The organism is Escherichia sp. E4930 (assembly GCF_005845405.1).
Taxonomy (GTDB): Bacteria; Pseudomonadota; Gammaproteobacteria; order Enterobacterales; family Enterobacteriaceae; genus Escherichia.
This window is the reverse complement of sequence record NZ_VCDZ01000018.1, coordinates 1-23,841: the sequence shown is the minus strand read 5'-3', so window position 1 is coordinate 23,841 and position 23,841 is coordinate 1. Positions and strand designations below refer to the sequence as shown.

At 49.8% G+C, this 23,841-nt stretch carries 24 protein-coding genes, 1 rRNA gene and 1 other annotated feature; of the genes, 12 read left to right on the top strand and 13 right to left on the bottom strand.

Translation table 11 applies throughout. The features are described from left to right. Window positions 1-107 precede the first annotated feature (107 nt). Both recN and nadK read right to left on the bottom strand, forming a co-directional pair. Window positions 108-1,769, bottom strand: a complete 1,662-nt coding sequence (gene recN / locus FFT88_RS18845) for a DNA repair protein RecN (RefSeq protein WP_130261274.1) — start codon at window positions 1,767-1,769, stop codon at window positions 108-110. A gap of 85 nt (window positions 1,770-1,854) precedes the next feature. Continuing rightward, entirely contained in the window at window positions 1,855-2,733 is an 879-nt protein-coding gene (gene nadK / locus FFT88_RS18840; RefSeq protein WP_001059169.1) for an NAD(+) kinase, read from the bottom strand. Between the two features lie 122 nt (window positions 2,734-2,855). On the opposite strand from nadK, the gene grpE reads away from it, so the two are divergent. Next, complete coding sequence (gene grpE / locus FFT88_RS18835; RefSeq protein ID WP_001300112.1) at window positions 2,856-3,446, top strand: nucleotide exchange factor GrpE; 591 nt, start codon at window positions 2,856-2,858, stop codon at window positions 3,444-3,446. Between the two features lie 34 nt (window positions 3,447-3,480). Here grpE and FFT88_RS18830 read toward each other — a convergent pair whose 3' ends face one another. The 3 genes from FFT88_RS18830 to FFT88_RS18820 all read right to left on the bottom strand — a co-directional run bounded on the left by FFT88_RS18830 (window position 3,481) and on the right by FFT88_RS18820 (window position 6,305). Next, complete coding sequence (locus FFT88_RS18830; protein WP_135403819.1) at window positions 3,481-4,086, bottom strand: cytoplasmic protein; 606 nt, start codon at window positions 4,084-4,086, stop codon at window positions 3,481-3,483. A gap of 120 nt (window positions 4,087-4,206) precedes the next feature. Further along, the gene (locus FFT88_RS18825; RefSeq protein WP_010723175.1) at window positions 4,207-5,493 is read right to left on the bottom strand and encodes an HlyC/CorC family transporter; all 1,287 of its coding nucleotides are present in this window, start codon (window positions 5,491-5,493) and stop codon (window positions 4,207-4,209) included. A 20-nt stretch (window positions 5,494-5,513) separates the two neighbouring features. Beyond that, window positions 5,514-6,305, bottom strand: a complete 792-nt coding sequence (locus tag FFT88_RS18820) for an inner membrane protein YpjD (RefSeq protein ID WP_135403828.1) — start codon at window positions 6,303-6,305, stop codon at window positions 5,514-5,516. Window positions 6,306-6,471: 166 nt separating this feature from the next. Here FFT88_RS18820 and ffh point away from each other — a divergent pair, with 166 nt between their 5' ends. The 5 genes from ffh to rplS all read left to right on the top strand — a co-directional run bounded on the left by ffh (window position 6,472) and on the right by rplS (window position 9,972). Next, window positions 6,472-7,833, top strand: a complete 1,362-nt coding sequence (gene ffh / locus FFT88_RS18815; protein WP_000460035.1) for a signal recognition particle protein — start codon at window positions 6,472-6,474, stop codon at window positions 7,831-7,833. A gap of 136 nt (window positions 7,834-7,969) precedes the next feature. Continuing rightward, window positions 7,970-8,218: a 30S ribosomal protein S16 gene (gene rpsP / locus FFT88_RS18810; protein WP_000256450.1), complete on the top strand. Its 249-nt coding sequence runs from the start codon at window positions 7,970-7,972 to the stop codon at window positions 8,216-8,218. A gap of 18 nt (window positions 8,219-8,236) precedes the next feature. Continuing rightward, on the top strand, window positions 8,237-8,785 hold the full coding sequence (rimM, locus tag FFT88_RS18805) for a ribosome maturation factor RimM (RefSeq protein WP_050868107.1): 549 nt from the start codon (window positions 8,237-8,239) through the stop codon (window positions 8,783-8,785). Window positions 8,786-8,815: 30 nt separating this feature from the next. Then, window positions 8,816-9,583 carry a tRNA (guanosine(37)-N1)-methyltransferase TrmD gene (gene trmD, locus FFT88_RS18800; RefSeq protein ID WP_000264781.1) on the top strand — a complete coding sequence of 256 codons (768 nt, stop codon included), beginning with the start codon at window positions 8,816-8,818 and terminating at the stop codon, window positions 9,581-9,583. A 41-nt stretch (window positions 9,584-9,624) separates the two neighbouring features. After that, window positions 9,625-9,972, top strand: a complete 348-nt coding sequence (rplS, locus tag FFT88_RS18795) for a 50S ribosomal protein L19 (protein ID WP_000065253.1) — start codon at window positions 9,625-9,627, stop codon at window positions 9,970-9,972. Window positions 9,973-10,048: 76 nt separating this feature from the next. On the opposite strand, the gene FFT88_RS18790 is transcribed toward rplS, so the two are convergent. The 4 genes from FFT88_RS18790 to FFT88_RS18775 all read right to left on the bottom strand — a co-directional run bounded on the left by FFT88_RS18790 (window position 10,049) and on the right by FFT88_RS18775 (window position 12,794). Then, window positions 10,049-10,531, bottom strand: coding sequence for an OmpA family protein (locus tag FFT88_RS18790; protein ID WP_064529888.1), 483 nt, complete (start codon window positions 10,529-10,531; stop codon window positions 10,049-10,051). Between the two features lie 15 nt (window positions 10,532-10,546). Further along, the gene (gene dgcN / locus FFT88_RS18785; protein ID WP_130217283.1) at window positions 10,547-11,770 is read right to left on the bottom strand and encodes a diguanylate cyclase DgcN; all 1,224 of its coding nucleotides are present in this window, start codon (window positions 11,768-11,770) and stop codon (window positions 10,547-10,549) included. Next, window positions 11,763-12,281, bottom strand: a complete 519-nt coding sequence (locus FFT88_RS18780; protein WP_135403820.1) for a YfiR family protein — start codon at window positions 12,279-12,281, stop codon at window positions 11,763-11,765. Before FFT88_RS18780 ends, dgcN begins: the two co-directional genes overlap by 8 nt. 150 nt (window positions 12,282-12,431) lie before the next feature. Continuing rightward, the gene (locus tag FFT88_RS18775) at window positions 12,432-12,794 is read right to left on the bottom strand and encodes a DUF2799 domain-containing protein (protein ID WP_130217287.1); all 363 of its coding nucleotides are present in this window, start codon (window positions 12,792-12,794) and stop codon (window positions 12,432-12,434) included. A gap of 211 nt (window positions 12,795-13,005) precedes the next feature. Here FFT88_RS18775 and aroF point away from each other — a divergent pair, with 211 nt between their 5' ends. Both aroF and tyrA read left to right on the top strand, forming a co-directional pair. After that, window positions 13,006-14,076 (top strand): 3-deoxy-7-phosphoheptulonate synthase AroF, encoded by a 1,071-nt coding sequence (gene aroF / locus FFT88_RS18770; RefSeq protein ID WP_130217289.1) that lies wholly within the window; start codon window positions 13,006-13,008, stop codon window positions 14,074-14,076. 10 nt (window positions 14,077-14,086) lie between these two features. After that, window positions 14,087-15,208: a bifunctional chorismate mutase/prephenate dehydrogenase gene (gene tyrA / locus FFT88_RS18765; RefSeq protein ID WP_135403821.1), complete on the top strand. Its 1,122-nt coding sequence runs from the start codon at window positions 14,087-14,089 to the stop codon at window positions 15,206-15,208. A 41-nt stretch (window positions 15,209-15,249) separates the two neighbouring features. Here tyrA and pheA read toward each other — a convergent pair whose 3' ends face one another. From pheA to bamD, 4 genes are all read right to left on the bottom strand, one after another. Next, window positions 15,250-16,410: a bifunctional chorismate mutase/prephenate dehydratase gene (gene pheA, locus FFT88_RS18760; protein WP_135403822.1), complete on the bottom strand. Its 1,161-nt coding sequence runs from the start codon at window positions 16,408-16,410 to the stop codon at window positions 15,250-15,252. A gap of 22 nt (window positions 16,411-16,432) precedes the next feature. After that, window positions 16,433-16,558: a sequence feature (Phe leader region), on the bottom strand. Further along, window positions 16,510-16,557 (bottom strand): pheA operon leader peptide PheL, encoded by a 48-nt coding sequence (gene pheL / locus FFT88_RS18755; protein ID WP_100229775.1) that lies wholly within the window; start codon window positions 16,555-16,557, stop codon window positions 16,510-16,512. It overlaps the preceding feature by 48 nt. A 103-nt stretch (window positions 16,559-16,661) precedes the next feature. Continuing rightward, entirely contained in the window at window positions 16,662-17,003 is a 342-nt protein-coding gene (raiA, locus tag FFT88_RS18750; protein ID WP_000178461.1) for a ribosome-associated translation inhibitor RaiA, read from the bottom strand. A gap of 270 nt (window positions 17,004-17,273) precedes the next feature. Continuing rightward, a complete protein-coding gene (bamD, locus tag FFT88_RS18745; protein WP_000197686.1) occupies window positions 17,274-18,011 on the bottom strand; it encodes an outer membrane protein assembly factor BamD in 738 nt (245 codons plus the stop codon). A 134-nt stretch (window positions 18,012-18,145) separates the two neighbouring features. Here bamD and rluD point away from each other — a divergent pair, with 134 nt between their 5' ends. The 4 genes from rluD to FFT88_RS18725 all read left to right on the top strand — a co-directional run. After that, on the top strand, window positions 18,146-19,126 hold the full coding sequence (rluD, locus tag FFT88_RS18740; protein ID WP_115438707.1) for a 23S rRNA pseudouridine(1911/1915/1917) synthase RluD: 981 nt from the start codon (window positions 18,146-18,148) through the stop codon (window positions 19,124-19,126). After that, window positions 19,123-19,854 carry a purine nucleoside phosphorylase YfiH gene (yfiH, locus tag FFT88_RS18735; protein ID WP_135403823.1) on the top strand — a complete coding sequence of 244 codons (732 nt, stop codon included), beginning with the start codon at window positions 19,123-19,125 and terminating at the stop codon, window positions 19,852-19,854. The genes rluD and yfiH overlap by 4 nt, the downstream gene beginning before the upstream one ends. A gap of 129 nt (window positions 19,855-19,983) precedes the next feature. Further along, window positions 19,984-22,557 (top strand): ATP-dependent chaperone ClpB, encoded by a 2,574-nt coding sequence (gene clpB, locus FFT88_RS18730; RefSeq protein WP_130217297.1) that lies wholly within the window; start codon window positions 19,984-19,986, stop codon window positions 22,555-22,557. A 449-nt stretch (window positions 22,558-23,006) separates the two neighbouring features. Continuing rightward, window positions 23,007-23,841 (top strand): 16S ribosomal RNA (locus FFT88_RS18725); the annotation flags it as partial.

Sequence of the window (23,841 nt, the reverse complement as noted above, 5' to 3'; positions counted from 1 at the left end):
ATCTGTAATATGCCGATGATAATAGACCTTTCATCACTTTAAAACCTTTTGCTTTCCGGTCTTACGGCGTTTTGCTGTTTACTCTGACCGTGAAGCAGGAAAAAAGTTTACGCCGCAAGCAGTTCTTTCGCATTCGCCAGTGTGTTACGTGTGACTTCACTGCCGCCAAGCAGGCGCGCCAGCTCCTGTAACCGCGCTTTTTTGTCCAGCGACTCCATATGAGTTTCGGTCATCGCGCCATCGGTTTCTTTGCTGACAAAATAGTGTTGATGACCGCATCCTGCGACTTGCGGCAAATGGGTAACACACATCACCTGGGTTGATTCGCCAAGCTGACGCAGCAGTTTGCCGACGACTGCCGCTGTTGGACCGCTAATCCCTACATCCACTTCATCAAAAATCAGTGCCGGGGTTTCCATTTTACGCGCAGTGATGACCTGGATTGCCAATGCGATGCGGGACAACTCACCACCGGATGCGACTTTGGCAATAGGCTGCATTGGCTGACCTGGGTTGGTGGTTACCCGAAACTCAATACGATCGGCACCGTCAATGCCCAGGTGATGCTCGTCAAATTTAACATCAATCGTAAACTGCCCATGCGGCATAGAGAGTGCATGCATACTATCGGTGATCAGCTGTGCCAACTCATTTGCATAATGCTGGCGTTGCTGGTGTAACGCGCGTGCCGTTTCCAGTGCTTGCTGATGATGTTTCGTTACCGCCAGCGCGAGCGTCTCTTGTGAGTCGGCCTGATCGTCCAGTTGCTGCTGTTCTTCCAGTAGCGACTGGTAATACTGTGGCAATGCCTCAGGGCTGACGTGATGTTTACGTGCCAGCGAAATTTGTTTTGAGATGCGCTGTTCAAGTTCAAACAGTCGGTTGGGATCGAGATCCAGACGATCGCAGTAGTGGCGCAGTTCGTCGCTGGCTTCAGCAATCTGGATGGTAGCTTCTTCCAGCATATCAAGTACGCCGGACAGTTTGCTGTCCATGCCAATCAATTCACTCACCAGCTGTTTAGCCGTGTAAAGCTGACTTTGCAGGTTTGCGTCTTCACCGTCGGCCATTAATGCCAATGCATTCTGGCTGGTAGTCAGTAATTGACCGCTGTTCGCCAGACGTTTGTACTCTTCATCAATTTGCTCAAACTCTCCGGGCTGCGGATTAAATTCGTTAAGTTCTTTTAATTGGTATTGCAGCAGTTCCGCACGGGCGGCGCGTTCCTGACTTAGTTGTTGATGGTGCGCGAGGTCGCGGCAGCTTTGATGCCACAACTGATAACGTACGGTCATTTCCTGGAGCAGAGAGGTTTCATTGGCATAGCCATCAAGCAGGAATTTTTGGTGCTCGGATTTGGTGAGTAATTGATGAGCGTGCTGACCATGGATCTGAATCAGCAACTGACCCAGTTCGCGCAGTTGTGACAGAGGAACAGCTGTACCGTTGATGAAACCACGGGAGCGACCATCGCTACTGATTACGCGACGAAGCAGGCATTCACGGCCATCTTCCAGTTGGTTTTCTTCCAGCCAGCGCAGAGCCGCTGGCGTATCTTTCAGTGAAAAACGGGCGCACAGGTCAGCGCGAGCAGCGCCGGTACGCACCATGTCGGCTTCAGCGCGACCACCGAGACAAAGGCCGAGGGCATCTATCGCAATAGATTTACCCGCACCGGTTTCACCGGTTATTACGGTCATGCCGCTGTGAAAATCAATCTCAAGCTCACGAACGATAGCAAAGTTGCTGATGGTCAGTTGTGCCAACATAGTCGTTTTCCTGTATGAAAAACCATTACTGTTATTGTGTACAGTATAAACTGGTTTTATATACAGTAAAGAGGCTGGCGTAAAATTAGAATAATTTTTTTGACCAGCCGAGCTTGGTGCTTAATGTATTGAAATAGCTGTAATCTTTCGGATGAATCAAATTCAGATGATAATCACAGCGACGAATCAGGACATCTTCACCTTCCTGAATCGGCAGTGCTATCTGGCTGTCGCAACTGATTTCCAGGTCGTTACGGCGATGCGAAAAACGCAGACGGATCGTGCTGCTGCTGTTTATGACCAGTGGTCGTGCTGACAACGTATGCGGGAACATGGGCACCAGGGTAATTGCATCCAGAGAGGGTGTCAGAATAGGACCGCCCGCAGAGAGGGAATAGGCAGTGGAGCCTGTTGGCGTTGAAATAATTAGTCCATCAGATCGCTGAGAAAACGCAAAGATCTCGTCGATATACACTTCGAACTCAATCATATGCGCCACTTTGCCTGGATGAAGTACAACTTCATTTATCGCTGTGCTGATGCGTTTCTGGCAATCTTGCTGGCAGACTTGCGCTTCCAGCAAAAAACGTTTCTCGCTGATGTAGTGGCCTTCCAGCACATCGGCTAATTGTTGCTGGGCGTTATCGGGGTCAAGGTCAGTCAGGAAACCCAGGTTGCCACGGTTGATTCCAATAACTTTAATATCGTAACGGGCGAGTGTGCGCGCCGCGCCCAGCATATTACCGTCGCCACCAACAACTACCGCGAGATCAGCCAGTTGCCCAATCTCGGCGAGCGTGCCAGTTTTCACATTCTTCAGTTGCAGTTCGTGAGCGATTTGTTGCTCAACGATGACCTCGTAACCTTTTGTGCACAGCCAGCGGTAGAGCATTTCATGTGTTGTCAGTGCAGTAGGGTGCCGTGGGTGTCCCACAATGCCAATACACTTGAAATGATTATTCATTTTTCCGAGGTCCTTGTTGCGAAGATTGATGACAATGTGAGTGCTTCCCTTGAAACCCTGAAACTGATCCCCATAATAAGCGAAGTTAGCGAGATGAATGCGAAAAAAACGCGGAGAAATTCATGAGTAGTAAAGAACAGAAAACGCCTGAGGGGCAAGCCCCGGAAGAAATTATCATGGATCAGCACGAAGAGATTGAGGCAGTTGAGCCAGAAGCTTCTGCTGAGCAGGTGGATCCGCGCGATGAAAAAATTGCGAATCTCGAAGCTCAGCTGGCTGAAGCTCAGACCCGTGAACGTGACGGTATTTTGCGCGTAAAAGCCGAAATGGAAAACCTGCGTCGTCGTACTGAACTGGATATCGAAAAAGCCCATAAATTTGCGCTGGAGAAATTCATCAACGAATTACTGCCGGTGATTGATAGCCTGGATCGTGCGCTGGAAGTGGCTGATAAAGCTAACCCGGATATGTCCGCGATGGTTGAAGGCATTGAGCTGACGCTGAAGTCGATGCTGGATGTTGTGCGTAAGTTTGGCGTTGAAGTGATCGCCGAAACTAACGTCCCACTGGACCCGAATGTGCATCAGGCCATCGCAATGGTGGAATCTGATGACGTTGCGCCAGGTAACGTACTGGGCATTATGCAGAAGGGTTATACGCTGAATGGTCGTACGATTCGTGCGGCGATGGTTACTGTAGCGAAGGCGAAGTAAATATCTGATGGCCGACGCGAAGTCGGCCATTTTTTTAGCTTAAAAAATCCTGTACTTCCAGCCACGGCGTATTGAAATCATCTATTTTTTTATATTCGTTCATTGGCAGAACGACCACGTTATAGGTGTCAGATCCTTCATTCAGATCAAAAATCTGAAAGCCCCTTTTATTGAGTTCGGTTTGGATGCGTTCAAAGATTTCGTCAAGGTAGCGGTCTCCGGCTTCACAGACATCGGAGATTTCATCCTCTTGGGTTATTTCGACAAGAAGACTCCTTAATTCCTCAGAAGCTGTCAGGTTTTTTGTGAGCTCATAAAAGCGATCTGCAGCAAAATTAGCCAGCTCACCTTCTTCATCTTCACCTTTCCAGTCAACGAGTTGAATTAATCCTTCACTGCGTAGAACCTGTAAAAATGCCTGCGCCAGGTCATGATTTCCGAGATCGCCACCACTGCAATCGAGAACGTCCTGCAATCCATATTCGTCTTCATCTTCGTCTTCAAAGATTTCAGGTTGCGTCGAAAGTTGAGAGAAAATAGTGGGCCATAAGGTTGGGGTGTGCTGTAAAAAAACGCTGGCGACGACGTTGAGATCGTCTGCAAAATCCTTATCCCATTCAATTACATAATCTTCTGACATAACATCAATATCCTTTCCGAATGCTTGAAAAGACATTATTACATTGCTAAGTAAATGACAGGAATTGATGGAATCCTAAAAGACGGCGATAAAAAAGGCGAACCGGAGTTCGCCATTGTGTTACTCCGCCACACTCTCGCGCAGCGGTTTCACAGGAAAAACTTTTACCTGCTTAATCATATTGTCCTGTACGTCGAGAATATCGATATCGTACTCGCCAATACGCACGCGGGTGCCTGCAACCGGGATCTCTTCCAGTGCCTCAAGAATGACGCCATTAACCGTGCGGGCATCATCTTCCGGTAGATGCCAGTTAAAGGCTTTGTTAATTTCTCGCACGTTGGCGGTGCCATCGATAATCACCGAACCGTCGTTTTGCGGAGTGACTTCTTCGGCAAGTGTTGGCGACATGGACGTAGTGAAATCGCCGACAATCTCTTCCAGAATATCTTCGACCGTCACCAGCCCCTGAATGTCTCCGTATTCGTTGACGACCAGGCCGACTTTCTTTTTGTTGCGCTGAAACTTCACCAACTGTGTGCTGAGTGGCGTACCTTCCGGGACAAAATAGATCTCGTCCGCGGCGCGTAGCATGGTTTCTTTGGTGAACTCTTTTTTCTCCGACATCAACCGCCAGGCTTCACGTACTCGCAGCATACTGATGGCGTCGTCCAGCGAATCACGGTAGAGCACGATGCGCCCGTGAGGTGAGTGGGAGAGTTGGCGCAGAATCGATTTCCAGTCATCGTTGATATCAATACCGATAATTTCACTGCGCGGCACCATGATGTCATCGACAGTCATTTTTTCCAGATCGAGTACCGAAAGCAGCATATCCTGATTGCGACGGGAAATTTGTGAGCGCGATTCGTGCACGATGGTGCGCAACTCTTCTTTGCTCAAAGAGCCGCTAACCACGATATCGGTTTTGATGCCCATCATGCGCATTAACATGCGGGTAATAGCATTCAGCAACCAGACCAGCGGCATCATCAAAATTTGCAGCGGTGCTAACAGAAAACTACTCGGATAAGCGACTTTTTCCGGGTACAGCGCGGCAATGGTTTTCGGCAATACTTCAGCAAAAACCAGTACGACAAAAGTCAGCACACCAGTCGCAATTGCCACGCCCGCATCGCCGTACAAACGCATCCCGACAATAGTGCCGAGCGCGGAGGCAAGAATATTGACCAGGTTATTGCCGATTAACACAAGGCTAATCAGGCGGTCTGGCTTACGCAGCAATTTTTCGACGCGTTTGGCCGAGCGATTACCCTGTTTCGCCATATGTCGCAGACGATAGCGGTTGAGGGTCATCATTCCGGTTTCGGACCCGGAAAAATAGGCTGAAATGACCACCATGATGATCAGAATAATGATCAACGTAGTAGTAGAAATGTGTTCCAGGGGAAACTCCTTTTCTGGGGTTAGCTGATTAACTGCTGGACAATTCGGCTGCCGAAATAGGCCAGTGTCAGAATGACTGCACCCGCGACGTTAAACCAGACGACGCGTCGTCCACGCCATCCTTCATGATAATGTCCCCACAGCAGCACAATATAGACAAACCACGCCACGATAGAGAGCACGGCCTTATCGATATTTTCCATGCTAAATAAGTTGTGCATGTAGAACAGGCCAGTGCAAAGAGTAAGCGTTAACAGCACCACGCCAATCTGCGTAATGTGGAACATTTTACGCTCGATACTCATCAATGGCGGCATTTCCTGACTGAATGCCAACTTCTTGTTCTTCAGTTGGTAATCAATCCATGCCAGTTGCAGCGCATACAGGGCGGCGATAATTAGCGTGGCATAGGAAAAGAGCGATAAGCCAATGTGCACCAGCATCCCTGGCGTTGCTTCCAGATGGGTGATGTATTCATTGGGCATGAAGGTCGCCAGCGCCAGGTTGATAAGCGCAAAGGCATAGACAATGGGTAGCAGCAACCAGCCACGATTGCGAGAAGCCACAATGGTCATTACCGTACAGATCATCAAACTGACCAATGAACCAACGTTCAGCAGGCTGAGGTTTTGTCCGCTATCACCGTCGGGCAGGATGCGGGCTTCCAGAGCGATTGCGTGGCAGACCAGCGCAATGGCCGCAGAAATAATAGCCATGCGCCGCCAGCCGCCGTTTTTTTGCAGCAGACCGGGAACAATCAGCGCAAGACTGACGGAGTAGGCGACAAGCGCGAGCAGAGCAAAAACGGGCATAGTAATGTCGACAGTTTGAGCAATAAGAAAGAGAAGCAGTATAGCGTCAGGTGAACGCTGCTCCAACCGTTGCATAACAACAAAGACGCCTTCATGTTATACTGCGGCAAAATACTGATGATGTGTCGCGATTGCGGCCAACCGTTTCCACCCCAGGCGAGAGACAATGTTTGATAATTTAACCGATCGTTTGTCGCGCACGCTGCGCAATATCAGTGGCCGTGGACGCCTCACTGAAGACAACGTAAAAGATACGCTGCGCGAAGTGCGCATGGCGCTGCTGGAGGCGGACGTCGCTCTGCCGGTAGTGCGTGAGTTTATCAATCGCGTAAAAGAGAAAGCGGTTGGTCATGAAGTTAATAAGAGCCTGACGCCGGGGCAGGAGTTCGTCAAAATCGTCCGTAACGAACTGGTTGCGGCGATGGGCGAAGAGAACCAGACCCTGAATCTGGCTGCGCAACCGCCTGCGGTCGTGCTGATGGCGGGCCTGCAAGGTGCCGGTAAAACAACCAGCGTGGGTAAACTCGGTAAGTTCCTGCGCGAGAAGCACAAGAAGAAAGTGCTGGTGGTTTCTGCCGACGTTTATCGCCCGGCGGCAATCAAACAGCTTGAGACGCTGGCAGAGCAGGTGGGCGTTGATTTCTTCCCTTCTGATGTTGGTCAGAAGCCGGTAGATATCGTTAACGCGGCGCTGAAAGAAGCCAAACTGAAATTCTACGACGTGCTGCTGGTGGATACCGCTGGTCGTCTGCACGTTGACGAAGCGATGATGGACGAGATCAAACAAGTCCATGCGTCGATTAACCCGGTTGAAACCCTGTTTGTGGTTGACGCCATGACCGGTCAGGATGCGGCCAATACGGCAAAAGCATTCAATGAAGCGTTACCGCTTACCGGCGTAGTGTTGACCAAAGTGGACGGCGATGCCCGCGGCGGTGCGGCGCTCTCTATTCGTCACATCACTGGCAAACCGATCAAGTTCCTCGGTGTTGGCGAGAAAACTGAGGCGCTGGAGCCGTTCCATCCGGACCGTATCGCTTCCCGTATTCTCGGCATGGGCGATGTTCTGTCGCTGATCGAAGATATCGAAAGCAAAGTTGACCGTGCGCAGGCAGAGAAATTAGCCAGCAAGCTGAAAAAAGGCGACGGCTTCGATCTCAACGACTTCCTTGAGCAACTGCGGCAGATGAAAAATATGGGCGGCATGGCTAGCCTGATGGGCAAGCTGCCGGGCATGGGGCAGATCCCGGATAACGTCAAGTCGCAGATGGACGATAAAGTGCTGGTGCGTATGGAAGCCATCATCAACTCGATGACGATGAAAGAGCGCGCTAAGCCAGAAATCATCAAAGGTTCGCGTAAGCGTCGTATCGCTGCCGGTTGCGGTATGCAGGTGCAGGACGTTAACCGCCTTCTGAAGCAGTTCGACGACATGCAGCGCATGATGAAGAAAATGAAGAAGGGCGGAATGGCGAAGATGATGAGAAGCATGAAAGGGATGATGCCACCGGGATTTCCTGGTCGCTAAATGACCTTATGCGACAGAGTTATTAACTGTTGATTGCATTTTCTCCAGAAATCAGTAAAATTTTCGGGCTTTTAATATGACACCGGACTCCGTTCCTCGATGGGGTCCGGTTGTTTTATTCACACAAGAGGATGTTATGGTAACTATTCGTTTAGCACGTCACGGCGCTAAAAAGCGTCCGTTCTACCAGGTTGTTGTCGCTGACAGCCGTAATGCACGCAACGGTCGCTTCATCGAGCGCGTTGGTTTCTTCAACCCAATCGCTAGCGAAAAAGAAGAAGGCACTCGCCTGGATCTGGATCGCATCGCTCACTGGGTTGGCCAGGGCGCAACTATTTCTGATCGCGTTGCTGCGCTGATCAAAGAAGTAAACAAAGCAGCTTAATCTGTCACGGTGGTCATGATGAGCAAACAACTCACCGCGCAAGCACCTGTTGAACCCATCGTTTTGGGAAAAATGGGTTCGTCTTACGGTATTCGTGGGTGGCTCAGAGTGTTTTCTTCCACCGAAGACGCCGAAAGCATTTTTGACTATCAGCCCTGGTTTATCCAGAAGGCGGGTCAGTGGCAGCAAGTCCAGCTGGAAAGCTGGAAGCACCACAATCAGGACATGATCATCAAGCTGAAAGGCGTTGACGATCGTGATGCGGCGAACCTGCTGACGAATTGTGAAATTGTCGTGGATTCATCGCAACTGCCTCAGCTTGAAGAGGGTGACTACTACTGGAAAGACCTGATGGGCTGCCAGGTAGTAACCACTGAAGGCTACGATCTCGGTAAAGTCGTCGATATGATGGAAACCGGATCTAATGACGTTCTCGTCATTAAGGCAAACCTGAAAGATGCGTTTGGTATCAAGGAACGTCTCGTACCGTTCCTCGATGGGCAGGTTATCAAGAAAGTCGATCTCACTACTCGTTCAATCGAAGTAGATTGGGATCCTGGTTTTTAAACCACCGGATAAACGGTAAAAGACGGCGCTATGTGGATTGGCATAATTAGCCTGTTTCCTGAAATGTTCCGCGCAATTACCGATTACGGGGTAACTGGCCGGGCAGTTAAAAATGGCCTGCTGAGCATCCAGAGCTGGAGTCCTCGCGACTTCACGCATGACCGGCACCGTACCGTGGACGATCGTCCTTACGGCGGCGGACCGGGGATGTTAATGATGGTGCAACCCTTGCGGGACGCCATTCATGCAGCAAAAGCCGCGGCGGGTGAAGGCGCAAAGGTGATATATCTGTCACCACAGGGACGCAAGCTTGATCAAGCGGGCGTCAGCGAACTGGCAACGAATCAAAAATTGATTCTGGTGTGCGGTCGCTACGAAGGTATAGATGAGCGCGTGATCCAAACCGAAATTGACGAAGAATGGTCAATCGGCGATTACGTTCTCAGTGGTGGTGAGTTACCAGCAATGACGCTGATTGACTCCGTTTCCCGGTTTATTCCGGGAGTACTGGGACATGAAGCATCGGCAACGGAAGATTCCTTTGCTGAAGGATTGCTGGATTGCCCGCACTATACGCGGCCTGAGGTGTTAGAAGGGATGGAAGTGCCGTCAGTGTTACTGTCGGGCAACCATGCCGAGATACGTCGCTGGCGTTTGAAACAGTCGCTGGGCCGTACCTGGCTTAGAAGACCTGAACTTCTGGAAAACCTGGCTCTGACTGAAGAGCAAGCAAGGTTGCTGGCGGAGTTCAAAACGGAACACGCACAACAGCAACATAAACATGATGGGATGGCGTAAGCCCCCGAGATATCAGTTTACCCAGGATAAGAGATTAAATTATGAGCAACATTATTAAGCAACTTGAACAAGAGCAGATGAAGCAGGACGTACCTTCCTTCCGTCCGGGTGATACCGTGGAAGTGAAAGTATGGGTTGTTGAAGGTTCCAAAAAACGTCTGCAGGCATTCGAGGGCGTGGTTATCGCTATTCGTAACCGCGGTCTGCACTCTGCATTCACTGTTCGTAAAATTTCCAACGGCGAAGGCGTTGAGCGTGTCTTCCAGACTCACTCTCCGGTAGTTGACAGCATTTCTGTCAAACGTCGTGGTGCTGTTCGTAAAGCTAAACTGTACTACCTGCGTGAGCGTACTGGTAAGGCTGCTCGTATCAAAGAGCGTCTTAACTAAGATTTCGCTTAAGCGACATCCTGTTAAGAAGGGCTGGCCAATTGGCTGGCCCTTTTTTTATTTATTGAAATTGCGTTTACGGTGCACTAATCACCACAGCGACACGACGGTTCTCGGCGCGACCCTGTGCGGTCTTGTTACTGGCGATGGGGTATTTTTTCCCTAAGCCCTGAGTGGTGAGATTGCTGCGAGGAATTTGTCCACCTTCTGCCCACGCATCGGCGACGACATTTGCCCGCTTCAGCGATAAAGCTTCGTTGTAACTGTCCTCGCCGTAATTGTCGGTATGTCCATCCATACGGGCATGGGTTAAGCCCGTGGAGGTCAGTTTTGCGGCCATGGTCTGGATCTGTTGCTGACTTTCCGGGAGCAGTTTGTAGTCATTTTTAGCAAACAGAATGGTATCAGATAAGCCCAGCGACCAGTCGCCAGCGGATTCAGTAAAACCATAAGACTGCATAGCGGCGACTTGTTCCGGAGTAAACTTCCCTTGTGGTGACTGGCAGCCAGTCAGTATCAGTGAAGAGAACACCAGGGGAACTACCAGTTGCTTTATCATGTAGATATTTCCTTGTTATTTCACCAGCTTTTTAGCGCGCTGGTGTTTGGCCTGATACATATTATGGTCGGCCAGCTCTTGTAATTTTTCGGCGGAGACGTGCTCAATGGTCATCGCGTAACCAATGCTTAATGTCATAGTGGTTTGATGGCCATTATTAAGATCGAATGGTCGATTAAAAATTTGTGTCAGTGCCGTGCAAATCCGCTGCACTTCAGATTCCGACTGCACGCCATAGAGGACCATAGCGAATTCATCGCCGCCAATGCGGTATGCCTGATGTCGCAGCCCACCAAATTCAGCTAATCGTTTTGCCACTTCAATCAAGACCTGATCTCCCGTCGCATGACCCCAGGTATCATTGATATATTTGAAATTATCGCCATCAAGAAACAGTAATGCCGACGTTTTTCGGGCATCGGAACTGTTCATCAACGTGTTGATGCCGCTACGAAACGCTGCGCGGTTAGCCAGCCCGGTTAATGGGTCATGTAGCGCGGTACGTAGAAGCTGCGCATTTTTGGCCTGTAAACGAAGCTGCCACTCTTCCATTTCATCCAGCAGACTGTTGAAGTCGAGAGCGAAGCGGTGAAACTCTGCGATACGCTCTTCCGAAACTCGTCGGGAAAAATTGCGGTTGGAACGCACATCATGTACGACATCGGTGATGTTTTTTAACGCTTCAACCAGACCATTGTGCAAATGGCGGGTGAGGGTAATCGCGATGCCTGATGCCAGCAGAATACATGCAGTCAGGACAGCGAGTGAAAACCAGATAAAATGGCTAATTGAGCTGTCGCGTGCGGTTAACTGCACTTCGCCAATGGTTTCGCCATTGTGGCGAATCGGCTGAATGACGGGAGCCGGAAAGAGCCAGTGGCTAATGAAATTACTGAAGGTATCTCCCGGTTCTCTGGCAGTGTAGTGCCAGGAGGCAATAATGTTTTGCTGATTATCACGCACTTCTGCGGTTGAAAATTGGCCTTGCTGACCTAGTGCGGCCAGAGTTTCTGTTGCTGCAGGACCATCGGCAAAAACGACAGCAGCTTCCAGGCTGTAAGTCATTGTTGCAGCGGTTAGTGCCAGGTTTTTTTGCGCGTATTGTTTCAGGGTTAGTACTGACGTCACGGAAAGCAGCAGCCAGATCAGCGTCATAGTGATAAATATGCTGGTCATGCTGATGTTGCGTAATGCTCTTTTAAACGTGGGGCGCTTATGAAGAGAATTATCGTTATCCATCGTTTTTCTTCCGTGCGAGCATTAAGACATCCGGGTTGACCTTAACACCACTACGCGATAAGGCATCCAGGTTTACGGCAAACCTGACGTTATTATTGTTGATGACCAGACAAAATGCGCTGCCAATAATGCACTCGGTATTTTGTTCGGCAATTAATAATAACGCCTTAGACGGATATTGTTCGATTAATTCTGTCTGGAATGTCGGTGACTCGCTGCCAAAATAAAAACCATTGCAGCCTGAAATCATCGCCTCTTGTTTGTTGTTAACGATGACAGGCAGATAAGGCAAAGGCGTCGCACCTTTCTCTTGCAGGGCGGTGCTAAATCGTGAAGATGAAAAAATACATAGTCTTGGCGGACCAGATACCGTCGGCCAGCGAGTGTAGCTTACGATACCGGAAACCATTAAACGCACATTTTTCGCAACGTCAGTGGTTTCCTGAGCGAGTAATGGCGCGCCTGCCAGAAGGAATATCAGCAGTAAGAACAGTAGGTGAGAAAAGCGCATTCAGGGATCCTCACCATCTTCGCTCGAAACGTATCGAAAATTTTTCAGAATGTTCATTAAAATATCATTCTTTTGTGTGGTCGTCATCCAGAAGAGAATTAAAAATCGAATAAGTTAAATCTTATGATTAATTTTGTGGTGGGATTTAAATTAATTAAGTCTCATCGTGCGGGCATTTTCATCCGCTCCTTTTTGCCATACTTCATGCAATTGGCTGGCATTTTCTACATTGTTGCAGCTGGCAGGGAAACTTTTACCGGAAAGCCCTCGGGCATAAGTAAAATCGACCTGGCAGGTTTTCTTTTGCCCTTCGGCATATCCTTTAAGATATATCCCCCGATCAGCCTGTGAATCGTTAAAAGCATCGTCATTTTTTATAGCAACGCCTGATATCGCATCTTCCATACCAACATCATACCAGTCAGTACTGGTCAAGGTTGGTGCGTGAGTATAGGGATCAATCTGACAGCCGCTAACAACCAAAGCTAACAAAGAGGCGATAAAGTGTTTCATTGTTTTTTCTCCTTTTTCAAAGCATAGCGGATTGTTTTTATTGTGTGTGTAAATTTATTTGTACATCTATTGGTGGTTAAAACGTATATAAATTGCTTGTGTAAACTATTATTTACGAAATATGGATTGAAATCTTTACTTGTTGTGATATCGTTGCGTCATCCTCGCTGAGGATCAACTATCGCAAACGAGCATAAACAGGATCGCCATCATGCAAAAAGACGCGCTGAACAACGTACATATTACCGACGAACAGGTTCTGATGACCCCGGAACAGTTGAAGGCAGCTTTTCCATTAAGCCGACAACAAGAGGCCCAGATTGCTGATTCGCGTAAAACTATTTCAGATATCATCGCCGGGCGCGATCCCCGGCTGCTGGTGGTGTGTGGTCCTTGTTCCATTCATGATCCTGAAACTGCACTGGAATATGCTCGTCGATTTAAAGCCCTTGCCGCAGAGGTCAGCGATAGCCTCTATTTGGTGATGCGCGTCTATTTTGAAAAGCCCCGTACCACTGTCGGCTGGAAAGGGTTGATTAACGATCCACATATGGATGGCTCCTTTGATGTTGAAACAGGATTAAAGATTGCACGTAAGTTGCTGTTGGAACTGGTAGATATGGGATTACCGTTGGCGACGGAAGCGTTAGATCCAAACAGCCCGCAATATTTGGGTGATCTATTTAGCTGGTCGGCAATTGGTGCTCGTACCACGGAATCGCAAACGCACCGTGAAATGGCATCCGGGCTTTCCATGCCGGTTGGTTTTAAAAACGGCACTGATGGCAGTCTGGCAACGGCAATCAATGCTATGCGTGCCGCTGCACAACCGCATCGCTTTGTTGGTATTAATCAGGCAGGACAGGTGGCGCTGCTACAAACTCAGGGTAATCCGGACGGACATGTGATCCTGCGTGGCGGAAAAGCACCGAACTATAGCCCGGCGGATGTCGCGCAATGTGAAAAAGAGATGGAACAGGCGGGACTGCGCCCCTCACTGATGGTAGATTGCAGCCACGGTAATTCCAATAAAGATTATCGCCGTCAGCCTGCGGTGGCAGAATCCGTGGTTGCCCAAATTAAAGATGGCAATCGCTCAATTATTGGTCTGATGATCGAAAGTAACATCCACGAAGGCAATCAGTCTTCCGAGCAACCGCGCAGTGAAATGAAATACGGTGTATCCGTAACAGATGCCTGCATAAGCTGGGAAATGACCGATGCCTTGCTGCGTGAAATTCATCAGGATCTGAATGGGCAGCTGACGGCACGCGTGGCTTAAGAGGTTTATTATGGTTGCTGAGTTGACCGCATTACGCGATCAAATTGATGAAGTCGATAAAGAGCTGCTGAATTTATTAGCAAAGCGTCTGGAGTTGGTTGCTGAAGTCGGTGAGGTGAAAAGCCGCTTTGGGTTGCCCATTTATGTACCGGAGCGCGAGGCATCCATGCTGGCCTCGCGGCGCGCAGAGGCGGAAGCCCTCGGCGTTCCGCCAGATCTGATTGAAGATGTTCTGCGTCGGGTAATGCGTGAGTCCTACTCCAGCGAAAACGACAAAGGATTTAAAACGCTTTGTCCTTCACTACGTCCAGTAGTTATTGTTGGTGGCGGCGGTCAGATGGGGCGCTTGTTCGAGAAGATGTTGACGCTCTCTGGCTATCAGGTGCGGATTCTGGAGCAACATGACTGGGATCGCGCGGCTGAGATTGTTGCCGATGCCGGTATGGTGATTGTTAGTGTGCCCATCCACGTTACTGAACAAGTCATTGGCAAATTACCACGTTTACCGCAAGACTGTATTCTGGTCGATCTGGCATCAGTGAAGAATGGACCATTACAGGCCATGCTGGCGGCGCATGATGGTCCGGTGCTGGGGCTTCACCCGATGTTTGGTCCGGATAGCGGCAGCCTGGCGAAGCAGGTCGTGGTCTGGTGTGATGGACGTCAGCCAGAAGCGTACCAATGGTTTCTTGAACAAATTCAGGTCTGGGGCGCGCGACTGCATCGCATTAGCGCCGTCGAACATGATCAGAATATGGCGTTTATCCAGGCGTTGCGCCACTTTGCCACTTTTGCTTATGGCCTGCATCTGGCAGAAGAAAATGTTCAGCTTGAGCAGCTTCTGGCACTTTCTTCGCCCATATATCGTCTTGAGCTGGCGATGGTCGGGCGACTGTTTGCCCAGGATCCGCAGCTTTATGCCGACATTATTATGTCTTCAGAACGTAATCTGGCGTTGATCAAACGTTATTATAAGCGTTTTGGTGAGGCGATTGAGTTGCTGGAGCAGGGCGATAAGCAGGCGTTTATTGACAGCTTCCGCAAGGTGGAGCACTGGTTCGGCGATTACGCACAACGCTTCCAGAATGAAAGCCGCGTATTATTGCGTCAGGCGAACGATAGCCGCCAGTAATAATCCTGTGCCGGATGATTCACATCATCCGGCTTTTGTCATCAGGCTGGATCAACAGGCACTACGTTTTCACTTGGGTAACAGCCCAATACCTTCATTGAACGGGTGATTTCCCCTAACTCTTTTAACGCCTTTTGCATTTCCACGGATTCAAGATTGGCCTGAATATCCAGATAAAACATCTCTTCCCACGGATTACCGTGAATCGGGCGTGATTCCAGACGGGTCATAATCAGATTGTGGTTGCGCAATACCAGCAACGCTTCAACCAGAGCACCAGCTTGTTGTCCGGTAGCCATTAACAGTGTGGTTTTTGCCGGAACCTGGTCAGACACGTTAATGGCTTTACGTGCCAGCACCACAAATCGGGTGAAGTTTTGTCGTTGATTCGCCTCAATGCGCTCCAGTACCTGTAAACCGTACAAGGAACCGCCAGCTTCGCTTCCCAACGCAGCAACATGCGGTGATTTTGTCTGCGCAACCTTTTCCATTGCCGCGGACGTACTCTCGGTATATTCAATCTTCCAGTGCGGGTAACGGTTAAGGAATTTGCTGCATTGCTGGAACGGCTGCGGGTGGCTGTAGACCGTGTTGATAGTCGATAAATCGGTGGTGCCGGAAACCAGCAAACAATGGTCGATAGTTAACGTCATCTCGCCAACAATCGACAAGCTGGTATGTTGCAGCAGATCGTAAACGTCGTTTATGGCACCGGAGCTGGTGTTTTCGATCGGTACGACGGCATAGTCGGCCTGGCCGGTTTCCACCTGATTAAAAATATCGGCAAATTTGGCGCAGCCGCTTTCAATGAATTGCTCAAAGTGACGGGCAGCGTACTGGCGCGCCGCAAGATGTGAATAAGAGCCTTTGGGCCCGAGAAAAGCAATGCGGGCTGAGTGCGGATTAATTTTATTGAGATGCTGCTGGAGTAAAGCCTGCTGAGTTAATACGGAATCTTCAATAATGAGCTGGAACAGGCGAGTAATGTAGTGGGCATCCAGATGGTGTGTCTTACCAAGCGTAATTAATCTTTCCAGCAAATCGCGCTCACGATCGATATCACGTACCGGGCGATGAGAAAGCAGTTTGGCTTTTCCCACCTCAACGGCTAGCTCGCGCCGCTCTGCCAGTAACGCCAGCAATTTTTCGTCCAGCGTGCTAATTTTCTCGCGCAGCGCCAGTAACGGGTTTTCCGATGTCATAGTGTTGCCTTTTTTGTTATCAATAAAAAAGGCCTCCCGATTTGGGAGGCCTTATTGTTCGTCTTCGCATTCTGTTTCACACGACGAAACGCCTCCCATTCAGGGGAAGGTAAAAAAGAATGCGAAGAAAAACGGCGTTTGTTTCATGTTTGTTTCCTTAAGCAACTTCAGTACAGTACCCGTACTGTTTTCATGCTGTCAACAAAAAAACGCGCCCGAAGGCGCGTTGGCGATACACTCAATATAAAGGACTACTCTTCTTCAACTTCTTCGACGAAGTTGGCGTCTTTCACCGACGTTGCGGCACGACGTGCTTCGCCTTTGTGCTGCAGTTTATTGAGCTGCCGTTCCAGCTTGTTGATCAATTCGTTAATTGCAGTGTACATATCTTCATGTTTACCACTGGCAACCAGAACGCCGTTAGGTGTATTGATAGTGGCGTCAGCAACGAACCCTTGTGGTTCCTTGGACAGAATGATATGCGGATTAATCAGGTGCGTTTGCCATTTTTCCAGTTTGGCGAGACGGTCTTCGACATGTTGGCGGATTGCCGGAGTAATTTCCATTTGTTTGCTGGTAATGTTCATTGTCATAAATTTTACCTCTTGTCTTCCCGTCTTGGTGAATTCAGCATACCGCTCCTGATGTCAAAATGTGTGATGAAAATCTCATAATTTTGTCACTTTTTGTCAACGAAGTTTTTTTGTGAGAAATCGCAGGAAGAGGTGTTTTTTTACTTGAGGAATGTCTCAAAGCGAGCCATATTTGATAAGATCAGTCGCGACTGAATCGCTTTAGTTAGCGTTCAAATCGAATAAAAAAACGGCAGCTCCAGGGCTGCCGTTTTGCGTATATCACACCAGTTAAGTGTTGCTGCTGTTAGCGGCAATAATTTTCGCGACTTTTTCAGCCTGAGCGTTCATCTGCATCTGGCGGTAAGCATTTTCCATCAGCGGCAGCGCATCACGTGTAGCCTGGGTATCCGGGTAGTCACGCAGCATGCCTTCGACGCGGTTGACGACGGCAACCCATGCGCCACGTTCGGTGTAGTACTCTGCAACGGAGTATTCATATTTCGCCAGACGATCTTTCAGGAACACCAGACGTTTGGTTGCATCAGTGGTGTACTGGCTGTTTGGATAGCCGCGCACCAGTTTGGAAAAGTCACTAAACGCAGCTCGGGCATGTTGAGGATCGCGATCGCTACGGTCAACGCCAAAGAACCCTTGCAGCGCACTGTCATCCAGCGCCATATTGGTCAAGCCACGCATGTACATGACATAATCGATATTCGGATGGGTCGGGTTGAGGCGAATAAAACGATCGATGGCAGCCTGTGCTAACGGCAGATCGGCGTTTTTATAGTAGGCGTAGATGAGATCCAGCTGCACCTGCTGCGAATACGGACCAAACGGATAGCGATTATCTAACGCTTCCAGTTGCGTTATTGCCTGTCTCCAGTTACCGTCCTGCAGCTTTTGTTGTGCAGTCGCGTAAATTTCATTTGGCGGATTATCAGGTACTTCTTCCTTTGACCCCGAGCAACCCGCCAAAAACAGGCTTAGTGTGGCGGCTGCCACCAGATATTTCATGCGCGTCATGACGTTTTGACTTTCCTCAAAATGTAATACGGGAGATTCTCTGTTCCTGCTCCCGGTTAAGACCAGCTACAATAGCACACTATATTAAACGGCAAAGCCGTAAAACCCCAACGATAAACGAAGAAGCAGTATATATGGCACAACGAGTAGAACTCACTGCAACAGTGTCCGAAAACCAACTCGGTCAACGCTTAGATCAGGCTTTAGCCGAAATGTTCCCGGATTATTCACGTTCGCGAATAAAAGAATGGATCCTCGACCAGCGCGTGCTGGTTAACGGCAAAGTTTGTGATAAGCCGAAAGAAAAAGTATTAGGTGGCGAGCTGGTGGCCATCAACGCCGAGATTGAAGAAGAAGCGCGTTTTGAACCGCAGGATATCCCGCTGGATATCGTCTATGAAGATGAAGACATCATCGTCATTAATAAACCGCGCGACCTGGTGGTACATCCTGGCGCAGGTAACCCGGATGGCACGGTATTGAATGCGTTGCTTCATTACTATCCACCCATTGCCGATGTACCGCGTGCGGGTATTGTCCATCGTCTGGATAAAGACACCACTGGCCTGATGGTTGTGGCAAAAACCGTTCCAGCCCAGACGCGCCTGGTGGAATCTCTGCAACGACGTGAAATTACTCGTGAGTATGAAGCGGTAGCAATTGGTCATATGACTGCTGGTGGCACGGTGGATGAGCCAATCAGCCGCCACCCGACCAAACGTACTCACATGGCGGTACATCCGATGGGCAAACCGGCGGTCACTCACTATCGCATTATGGAACACTTCCGTGTGCACACGCGTCTGCGGCTGCGTCTGGAAACTGGACGTACGCACCAGATCCGCGTGCATATGGCCCATATCACCCATCCGCTGGTGGGCGATCCGGTTTATGGTGGCCGTCCGCGTCCGCCAAAAGGTGCTTCGGAAGCGTTTATCTCCACGCTGCGTAAGTTTGACCGCCAGGCGCTACATGCAACCATGCTGCGTCTTTATCACCCGATCTCCGGCATCGAAATGGAATGGCATGCGCCTATTCCGCAAGATATGGTGGAGCTGATTGAGGTGATGCGCGCCGATTTCGAAGAGCATAAGGATGAAGTGGACTGGTTATGAGTAAGCTGATTGTCCCGCAGTGGCCGCTGCCAAAAGGTGTTGCGGCCTGTAGCTCTACCCGTATCGGCGGCGTGAGCTTGCCGCCCTACGACTCGCTCAACCTCGGTGCTCATTGTGGTGATAACCCGGAGCACGTCGAGGAAAATCGCAAGCGGCTTTTTGCTGCGGGTAATTTGCCTTCAAAACCGGTCTGGCTTGAGCAGGTACACGGCAAAGATGTGCTTAAGCTTACTGGCGAACCTTATACCTCAAAACGGGCGGATGCCTCGTATAGCAACACACCCGGCACGGTTTGTGCCGTAATGACAGCCGATTGCCTGCCTGTGCTGTTTTGCAATCGGGCAGGAACGGAAGTCGCGGCTGCCCATGCAGGCTGGCGCGGATTGTGCGCTGGCGTTCTGGAAGAGACGGTTTCCTGCTTTGCCGATAAGCCCGAAAACATTCTTGCCTGGTTGGGGCCGGCAATCGGTCCACGCGCGTTTGAAGTGGGGCCGGAGGTTCGCGAGGCGTTTATGGCAGTAGACGCCAAAGTGAGTACAGCTTTCATTCAGCATGGTGATAAGTATCTGGCGGATATTTATCAGCTTGCCCGGCAGCGTCTGGCGAGCGTTGGTGTTGAACAAATTTTCGGCGGTGACCGTTGTACATATACGGAAAATGAGACTTTCTTCTCTTATCGTCGCGACAAGACCACCGGTCGTATGGCAAGTTTCATTTGGCTGATATAACCTAAAGAATCAAGACGATCCGGTACGCGTGATTTTCTTTTCACATTAATCTGGTCAATAACCTTGAATAATTGAGGGATGACCTCATTTAATCTCCAGTAGCAACTTTGATCCGTTATGGGAGGAGTTATGCGTCTGGATCGTCTTACTAATAAATTCCAGCTTGCTCTTGCCGATGCCCAATCACTTGCACTCGGGCACGACAACCAATTCATCGAGCCACTTCATTTAATGAGCGCCCTGCTGAATCAGGAAGGGGGTTCGGTTAGTCCTTTATTAACATCTGCTGGCATCAATGCTGGCCAGTTGCGCACAGATATCACTCAGGCATTAAACCGTTTACCACAGGTTGAAGGTACAGGTGGCGATGTCCAGCCATCACAGGATCTGGTGCGCGTTCTTAATCTTTGCGACAAGCTGGCGCAAAAACGTGGTGATAACTTTATCTCGTCAGAACTGTTCGTTCTGGCGGCACTTGAGTCTCGCGGCACGCTGGCCGATATCCTGAAAGCAGCAGGGGCGACCACCGCCAACATTACTCAAGCGATTGAACAAATGCGTGGAGGTGAAAGCGTGAACGATCAAGGAGCTGAAGACCAACGTCAGGCTTTGAAAAAATACACCATCGACCTTACCGAACGAGCCGAACAAGGCAAACTCGATCCGGTGATTGGTCGTGATGAAGAAATTCGCCGTACCATTCAGGTACTGCAACGTCGTACTAAAAATAACCCGGTGCTGATTGGTGAACCTGGTGTTGGTAAAACTGCCATCGTTGAAGGTCTGGCGCAGCGTATTATCAATGGCGAAGTGCCGGAAGGGCTGAAAGGCCGCCGCGTACTGGCGCTGGATATGGGCGCGCTGGTGGCTGGGGCGAAATATCGCGGTGAGTTTGAAGAACGTTTAAAAGGCGTGCTTAACGATCTCTCCAAACAGGAAGGCAACGTCATCCTGTTTATCGACGAATTACATACTATGGTTGGCGCAGGTAAAGCCGATGGCGCAATGGACGCCGGGAATATGCTGAAACCTGCACTGGCACGTGGTGAGCTGCACTGTGTGGGTGCTACGACGCTGGACGAATATCGCCAGTACATCGAAAAAGATGCTGCGCTGGAACGTCGCTTCCAGAAAGTGTTTGTTGCAGAACCTTCTGTTGAAGACACCATTGCTATTCTGCGTGGCCTGAAAGAACGTTACGAGCTGCACCACCATGTGCAAATTACTGACCCGGCAATTGTTGCAGCGGCGACGTTGTCTCATCGCTACATTGCTGACCGTCAGCTGCCGGATAAAGCCATCGACCTGATCGATGAAGCAGCATCCAGCATTCGTATGCAGATTGACTCAAAACCAGAAGAACTCGACCGACTCGATCGTCGTATCATCCAGCTCAAACTGGAACAACAGGCGTTAATGAAAGAGTCTGATGAAGCCAGTAAAAAACGCCTGGATATGCTCAACGAAGAACTGAGCGACAAAGAACGTCAGTACTCCGAGTTAGAAGAAGAGTGGAAAGCAGAGAAAGCGTCGCTCTCTGGTACGCAGACCATTAAAGCGGAACTGGAGCAGGCAAAAATCGCCATTGAACAGGCTCGCCGTGTAGGTGACCTGGCGCGGATGTCTGAACTGCAATACGGCAAAATCCCGGAACTGGAAAAGCAACTGGAAGCCGCAACGCAGCTCGAAGGTAAAACTATGCGTCTGTTGCGTAATAAAGTGACCGACGCCGAAATTGCTGAAGTGCTGGCGCGTTGGACGGGGATTCCGGTTTCTCGCATGATGGAAAGCGAGCGCGAAAAACTGCTGCGTATGGAGCAAGAACTGCACCAGCGCGTTATTGGTCAGAACGAAGCGGTTGATGCGGTATCTAATGCTATTCGTCGTAGCCGTGCGGGGCTGGCGGATCCAAATCGCCCGATTGGTTCATTCCTGTTCCTCGGCCCAACAGGTGTGGGTAAAACTGAACTTTGTAAGGCGCTGGCGAACTTTATGTTTGATAGCGACGAGGCGATGGTCCGTATCGATATGTCTGAGTTTATGGAGAAACACTCGGTGTCTCGTCTGGTTGGTGCGCCTCCGGGATATGTCGGTTATGAAGAAGGTGGCTACCTGACCGAAGCGGTGCGTCGTCGTCCGTATTCCGTCATCCTGCTGGATGAAGTGGAAAAAGCGCATCCGGATGTCTTCAACATTCTGTTGCAGGTACTGGATGATGGACGTTTGACTGACGGGCAGGGGAGAACGGTCGACTTCCGTAATACGGTGGTCATTATGACTTCTAACCTCGGTTCTGATCTTATTCAGGAACGCTTTGGTGAACTGGATTATGCGCGCATGAAAGAGCTGGTGCTCGGTGTGGTAAGCCATAACTTCCGTCCGGAATTCATTAACCGTATCGATGAAGTGGTAGTCTTCCATCCGCTGGGTGAACAGCACATTGCGTCGATTGCGCAGATTCAGTTGAAACGTCTATACAAACGTCTGGAAGAACGTGGTTATGAAATCCACATTTCTGACGAGGCGCTGAAACTGCTGAGCGAGAACGGTTACGATCCGGTCTATGGTGCACGTCCTCTGAAACGTGCTATCCAGCAGCAGATCGAAAACCCGCTGGCACAGCAAATACTGTCTGGTGAATTGGTTCCGGGTAAAGTTATTCGCCTGGAAGTTAATGAAGACCGGATTGTCGCCGTCCAGTAAATAAGAAAAGCGAGCCCTTCGGGGCTCGCTTTTTGTCTAATTTCTAACCGGGAATGGTCGTTTTTAAGGTGTTTCGCTTAAGAATTGAACGAACGATAAATTTTTTATATTTTCCGCTTGTCTCTTCAGAATAACTCCCTATAATGCGCCACCACTGACACGGAACAACGGCGAACAAGCCGCCGGGTCAGCGGGATTCTCCTGAGAATTCCGGCAGAGAAAAGCGAAAATAAACGCTTGACTCTGAAAGAGGAAAGCGTAATATACGCCACCTCGCGACAGTGAGCTGAAAGCCGCGTCGCAACTGCTCTTTAACAATTTATCAGACAATCTGTGTGGGCACTCGAAGATACGGATTCTTAACGTCGCAAGACGATAAATGAATACCAAGTCTCAAGAGTGAACACGTAATTCATTACGAAGTTTAATTCTTTGAGCATCAAACTTTTAAATTGAAGAGTTTGATCATGGCTCAGATTGAACGCTGGCGGCAGGCCTAACACATGCAAGTCGAACGGTAACAGGAAGCAGCTTGCTGCTTCGCTGACGAGTGGCGGACGGGTGAGTAATGTCTGGGAAACTGCCTGATGGAGGGGGATAACTACTGGAAACGGTAGCTAATACCGCATAACGTCGCAAGACCAAAGAGGGGGACCTTCGGGCCTCTTGCCATCGGATGTGCCCAGATGGGATTAGCTAGTAGGTGGGGTAACGGCTCACCTAGGCGACGATCCCTAGCTGGTCTGAGAGGATGACCAGCCACACTGGAACTGAGACACGGTCCAGACTCCTACGGGAGGCAGCAGTGGGGAATATTGCACAATGGGCGCAAGCCTGATGCAGCCATGCCGCGTGTATGAAGAAGGCCTTCGGGTTGTAAAGTACTTTCAGCGGGGAGGAAGGGAGTAAAGCTAATACCTTTGCTCATTGACGTTACCCGCAGAAGAAGCACCGGCTAACTCCGTGCCAGCAGCCGCGGTAATACGGAGGGTGCAAGCGTTAATCGGAATTACTGGGCGTAAAGCGCACGCAGGCGGTTTGTTAAGTCAGATGTGAAATCCCCGGGCTCAACCTGGGAACTGCATCTGATACTGGCAAGCTTGAGTCTCGTAGAGGGGGGTAGAATTCCAGGTGTAGCGGTGAAATGCGTAGAGATCTGGAGGAATACCGGTGGCGAAGGCGGCCCCCTGGACGAAGACTGACGCTCAGGTGCGAAAGCGTGGGGAGCAAACAGGATTAGATACCCTGGTAGTCCACGCCGTAAACGATGTCGACTTGGAGGTT

Excerpts from the sequence above, each read along its gene's own strand:
- recN (WP_130261274.1), bottom strand. The coding sequence starts at position 1,769 with ATGTTGGCACAACTGACCATCAGCAACTTTGCTATCGTTCGTGAGCTT.
- nadK (WP_001059169.1), bottom strand. The coding sequence starts at position 2,733 with ATGAATAATCATTTCAAGTGTATTGGCATTGTGGGACACCCACGGCAC.
- grpE (WP_001300112.1), top strand. The coding sequence starts at position 2,856 with ATGAGTAGTAAAGAACAGAAAACGCCTGAGGGGCAAGCCCCGGAAGAA.
- FFT88_RS18830 (WP_135403819.1), bottom strand. The coding sequence starts at position 4,086 with ATGTCAGAAGATTATGTAATTGAATGGGATAAGGATTTTGCAGACGAT.
- FFT88_RS18820 (WP_135403828.1), bottom strand. The coding sequence starts at position 6,305 with ATGCCCGTTTTTGCTCTGCTCGCGCTTGTCGCCTACTCCGTCAGTCTT.
- ffh (WP_000460035.1), top strand. The coding sequence starts at position 6,472 with ATGTTTGATAATTTAACCGATCGTTTGTCGCGCACGCTGCGCAATATC.
- rpsP (WP_000256450.1), top strand. The coding sequence starts at position 7,970 with ATGGTAACTATTCGTTTAGCACGTCACGGCGCTAAAAAGCGTCCGTTC.
- rimM (WP_050868107.1), top strand. The coding sequence starts at position 8,237 with ATGAGCAAACAACTCACCGCGCAAGCACCTGTTGAACCCATCGTTTTG.
- trmD (WP_000264781.1), top strand. The coding sequence starts at position 8,816 with ATGTGGATTGGCATAATTAGCCTGTTTCCTGAAATGTTCCGCGCAATT.
- rplS (WP_000065253.1), top strand. The coding sequence starts at position 9,625 with ATGAGCAACATTATTAAGCAACTTGAACAAGAGCAGATGAAGCAGGAC.
- FFT88_RS18790 (WP_064529888.1), bottom strand. The coding sequence starts at position 10,531 with ATGATAAAGCAACTGGTAGTTCCCCTGGTGTTCTCTTCACTGATACTG.
- dgcN (WP_130217283.1), bottom strand. The coding sequence starts at position 11,770 with ATGGATAACGATAATTCTCTTCATAAGCGCCCCACGTTTAAAAGAGCA.
- FFT88_RS18780 (WP_135403820.1), bottom strand. The coding sequence starts at position 12,281 with ATGCGCTTTTCTCACCTACTGTTCTTACTGCTGATATTCCTTCTGGCA.
- FFT88_RS18775 (WP_130217287.1), bottom strand. The coding sequence starts at position 12,794 with ATGAAACACTTTATCGCCTCTTTGTTAGCTTTGGTTGTTAGCGGCTGT.
- aroF (WP_130217289.1), top strand. The coding sequence starts at position 13,006 with ATGCAAAAAGACGCGCTGAACAACGTACATATTACCGACGAACAGGTT.
- tyrA (WP_135403821.1), top strand. The coding sequence starts at position 14,087 with ATGGTTGCTGAGTTGACCGCATTACGCGATCAAATTGATGAAGTCGAT.
- pheA (WP_135403822.1), bottom strand. The coding sequence starts at position 16,410 with ATGACATCGGAAAACCCGTTACTGGCGCTGCGCGAGAAAATTAGCACG.
- raiA (WP_000178461.1), bottom strand. The coding sequence starts at position 17,003 with ATGACAATGAACATTACCAGCAAACAAATGGAAATTACTCCGGCAATC.
- bamD (WP_000197686.1), bottom strand. The coding sequence starts at position 18,011 with ATGACGCGCATGAAATATCTGGTGGCAGCCGCCACACTAAGCCTGTTT.
- rluD (WP_115438707.1), top strand. The coding sequence starts at position 18,146 with ATGGCACAACGAGTAGAACTCACTGCAACAGTGTCCGAAAACCAACTC.
- yfiH (WP_135403823.1), top strand. The coding sequence starts at position 19,123 with ATGAGTAAGCTGATTGTCCCGCAGTGGCCGCTGCCAAAAGGTGTTGCG.
- clpB (WP_130217297.1), top strand. The coding sequence starts at position 19,984 with ATGCGTCTGGATCGTCTTACTAATAAATTCCAGCTTGCTCTTGCCGAT.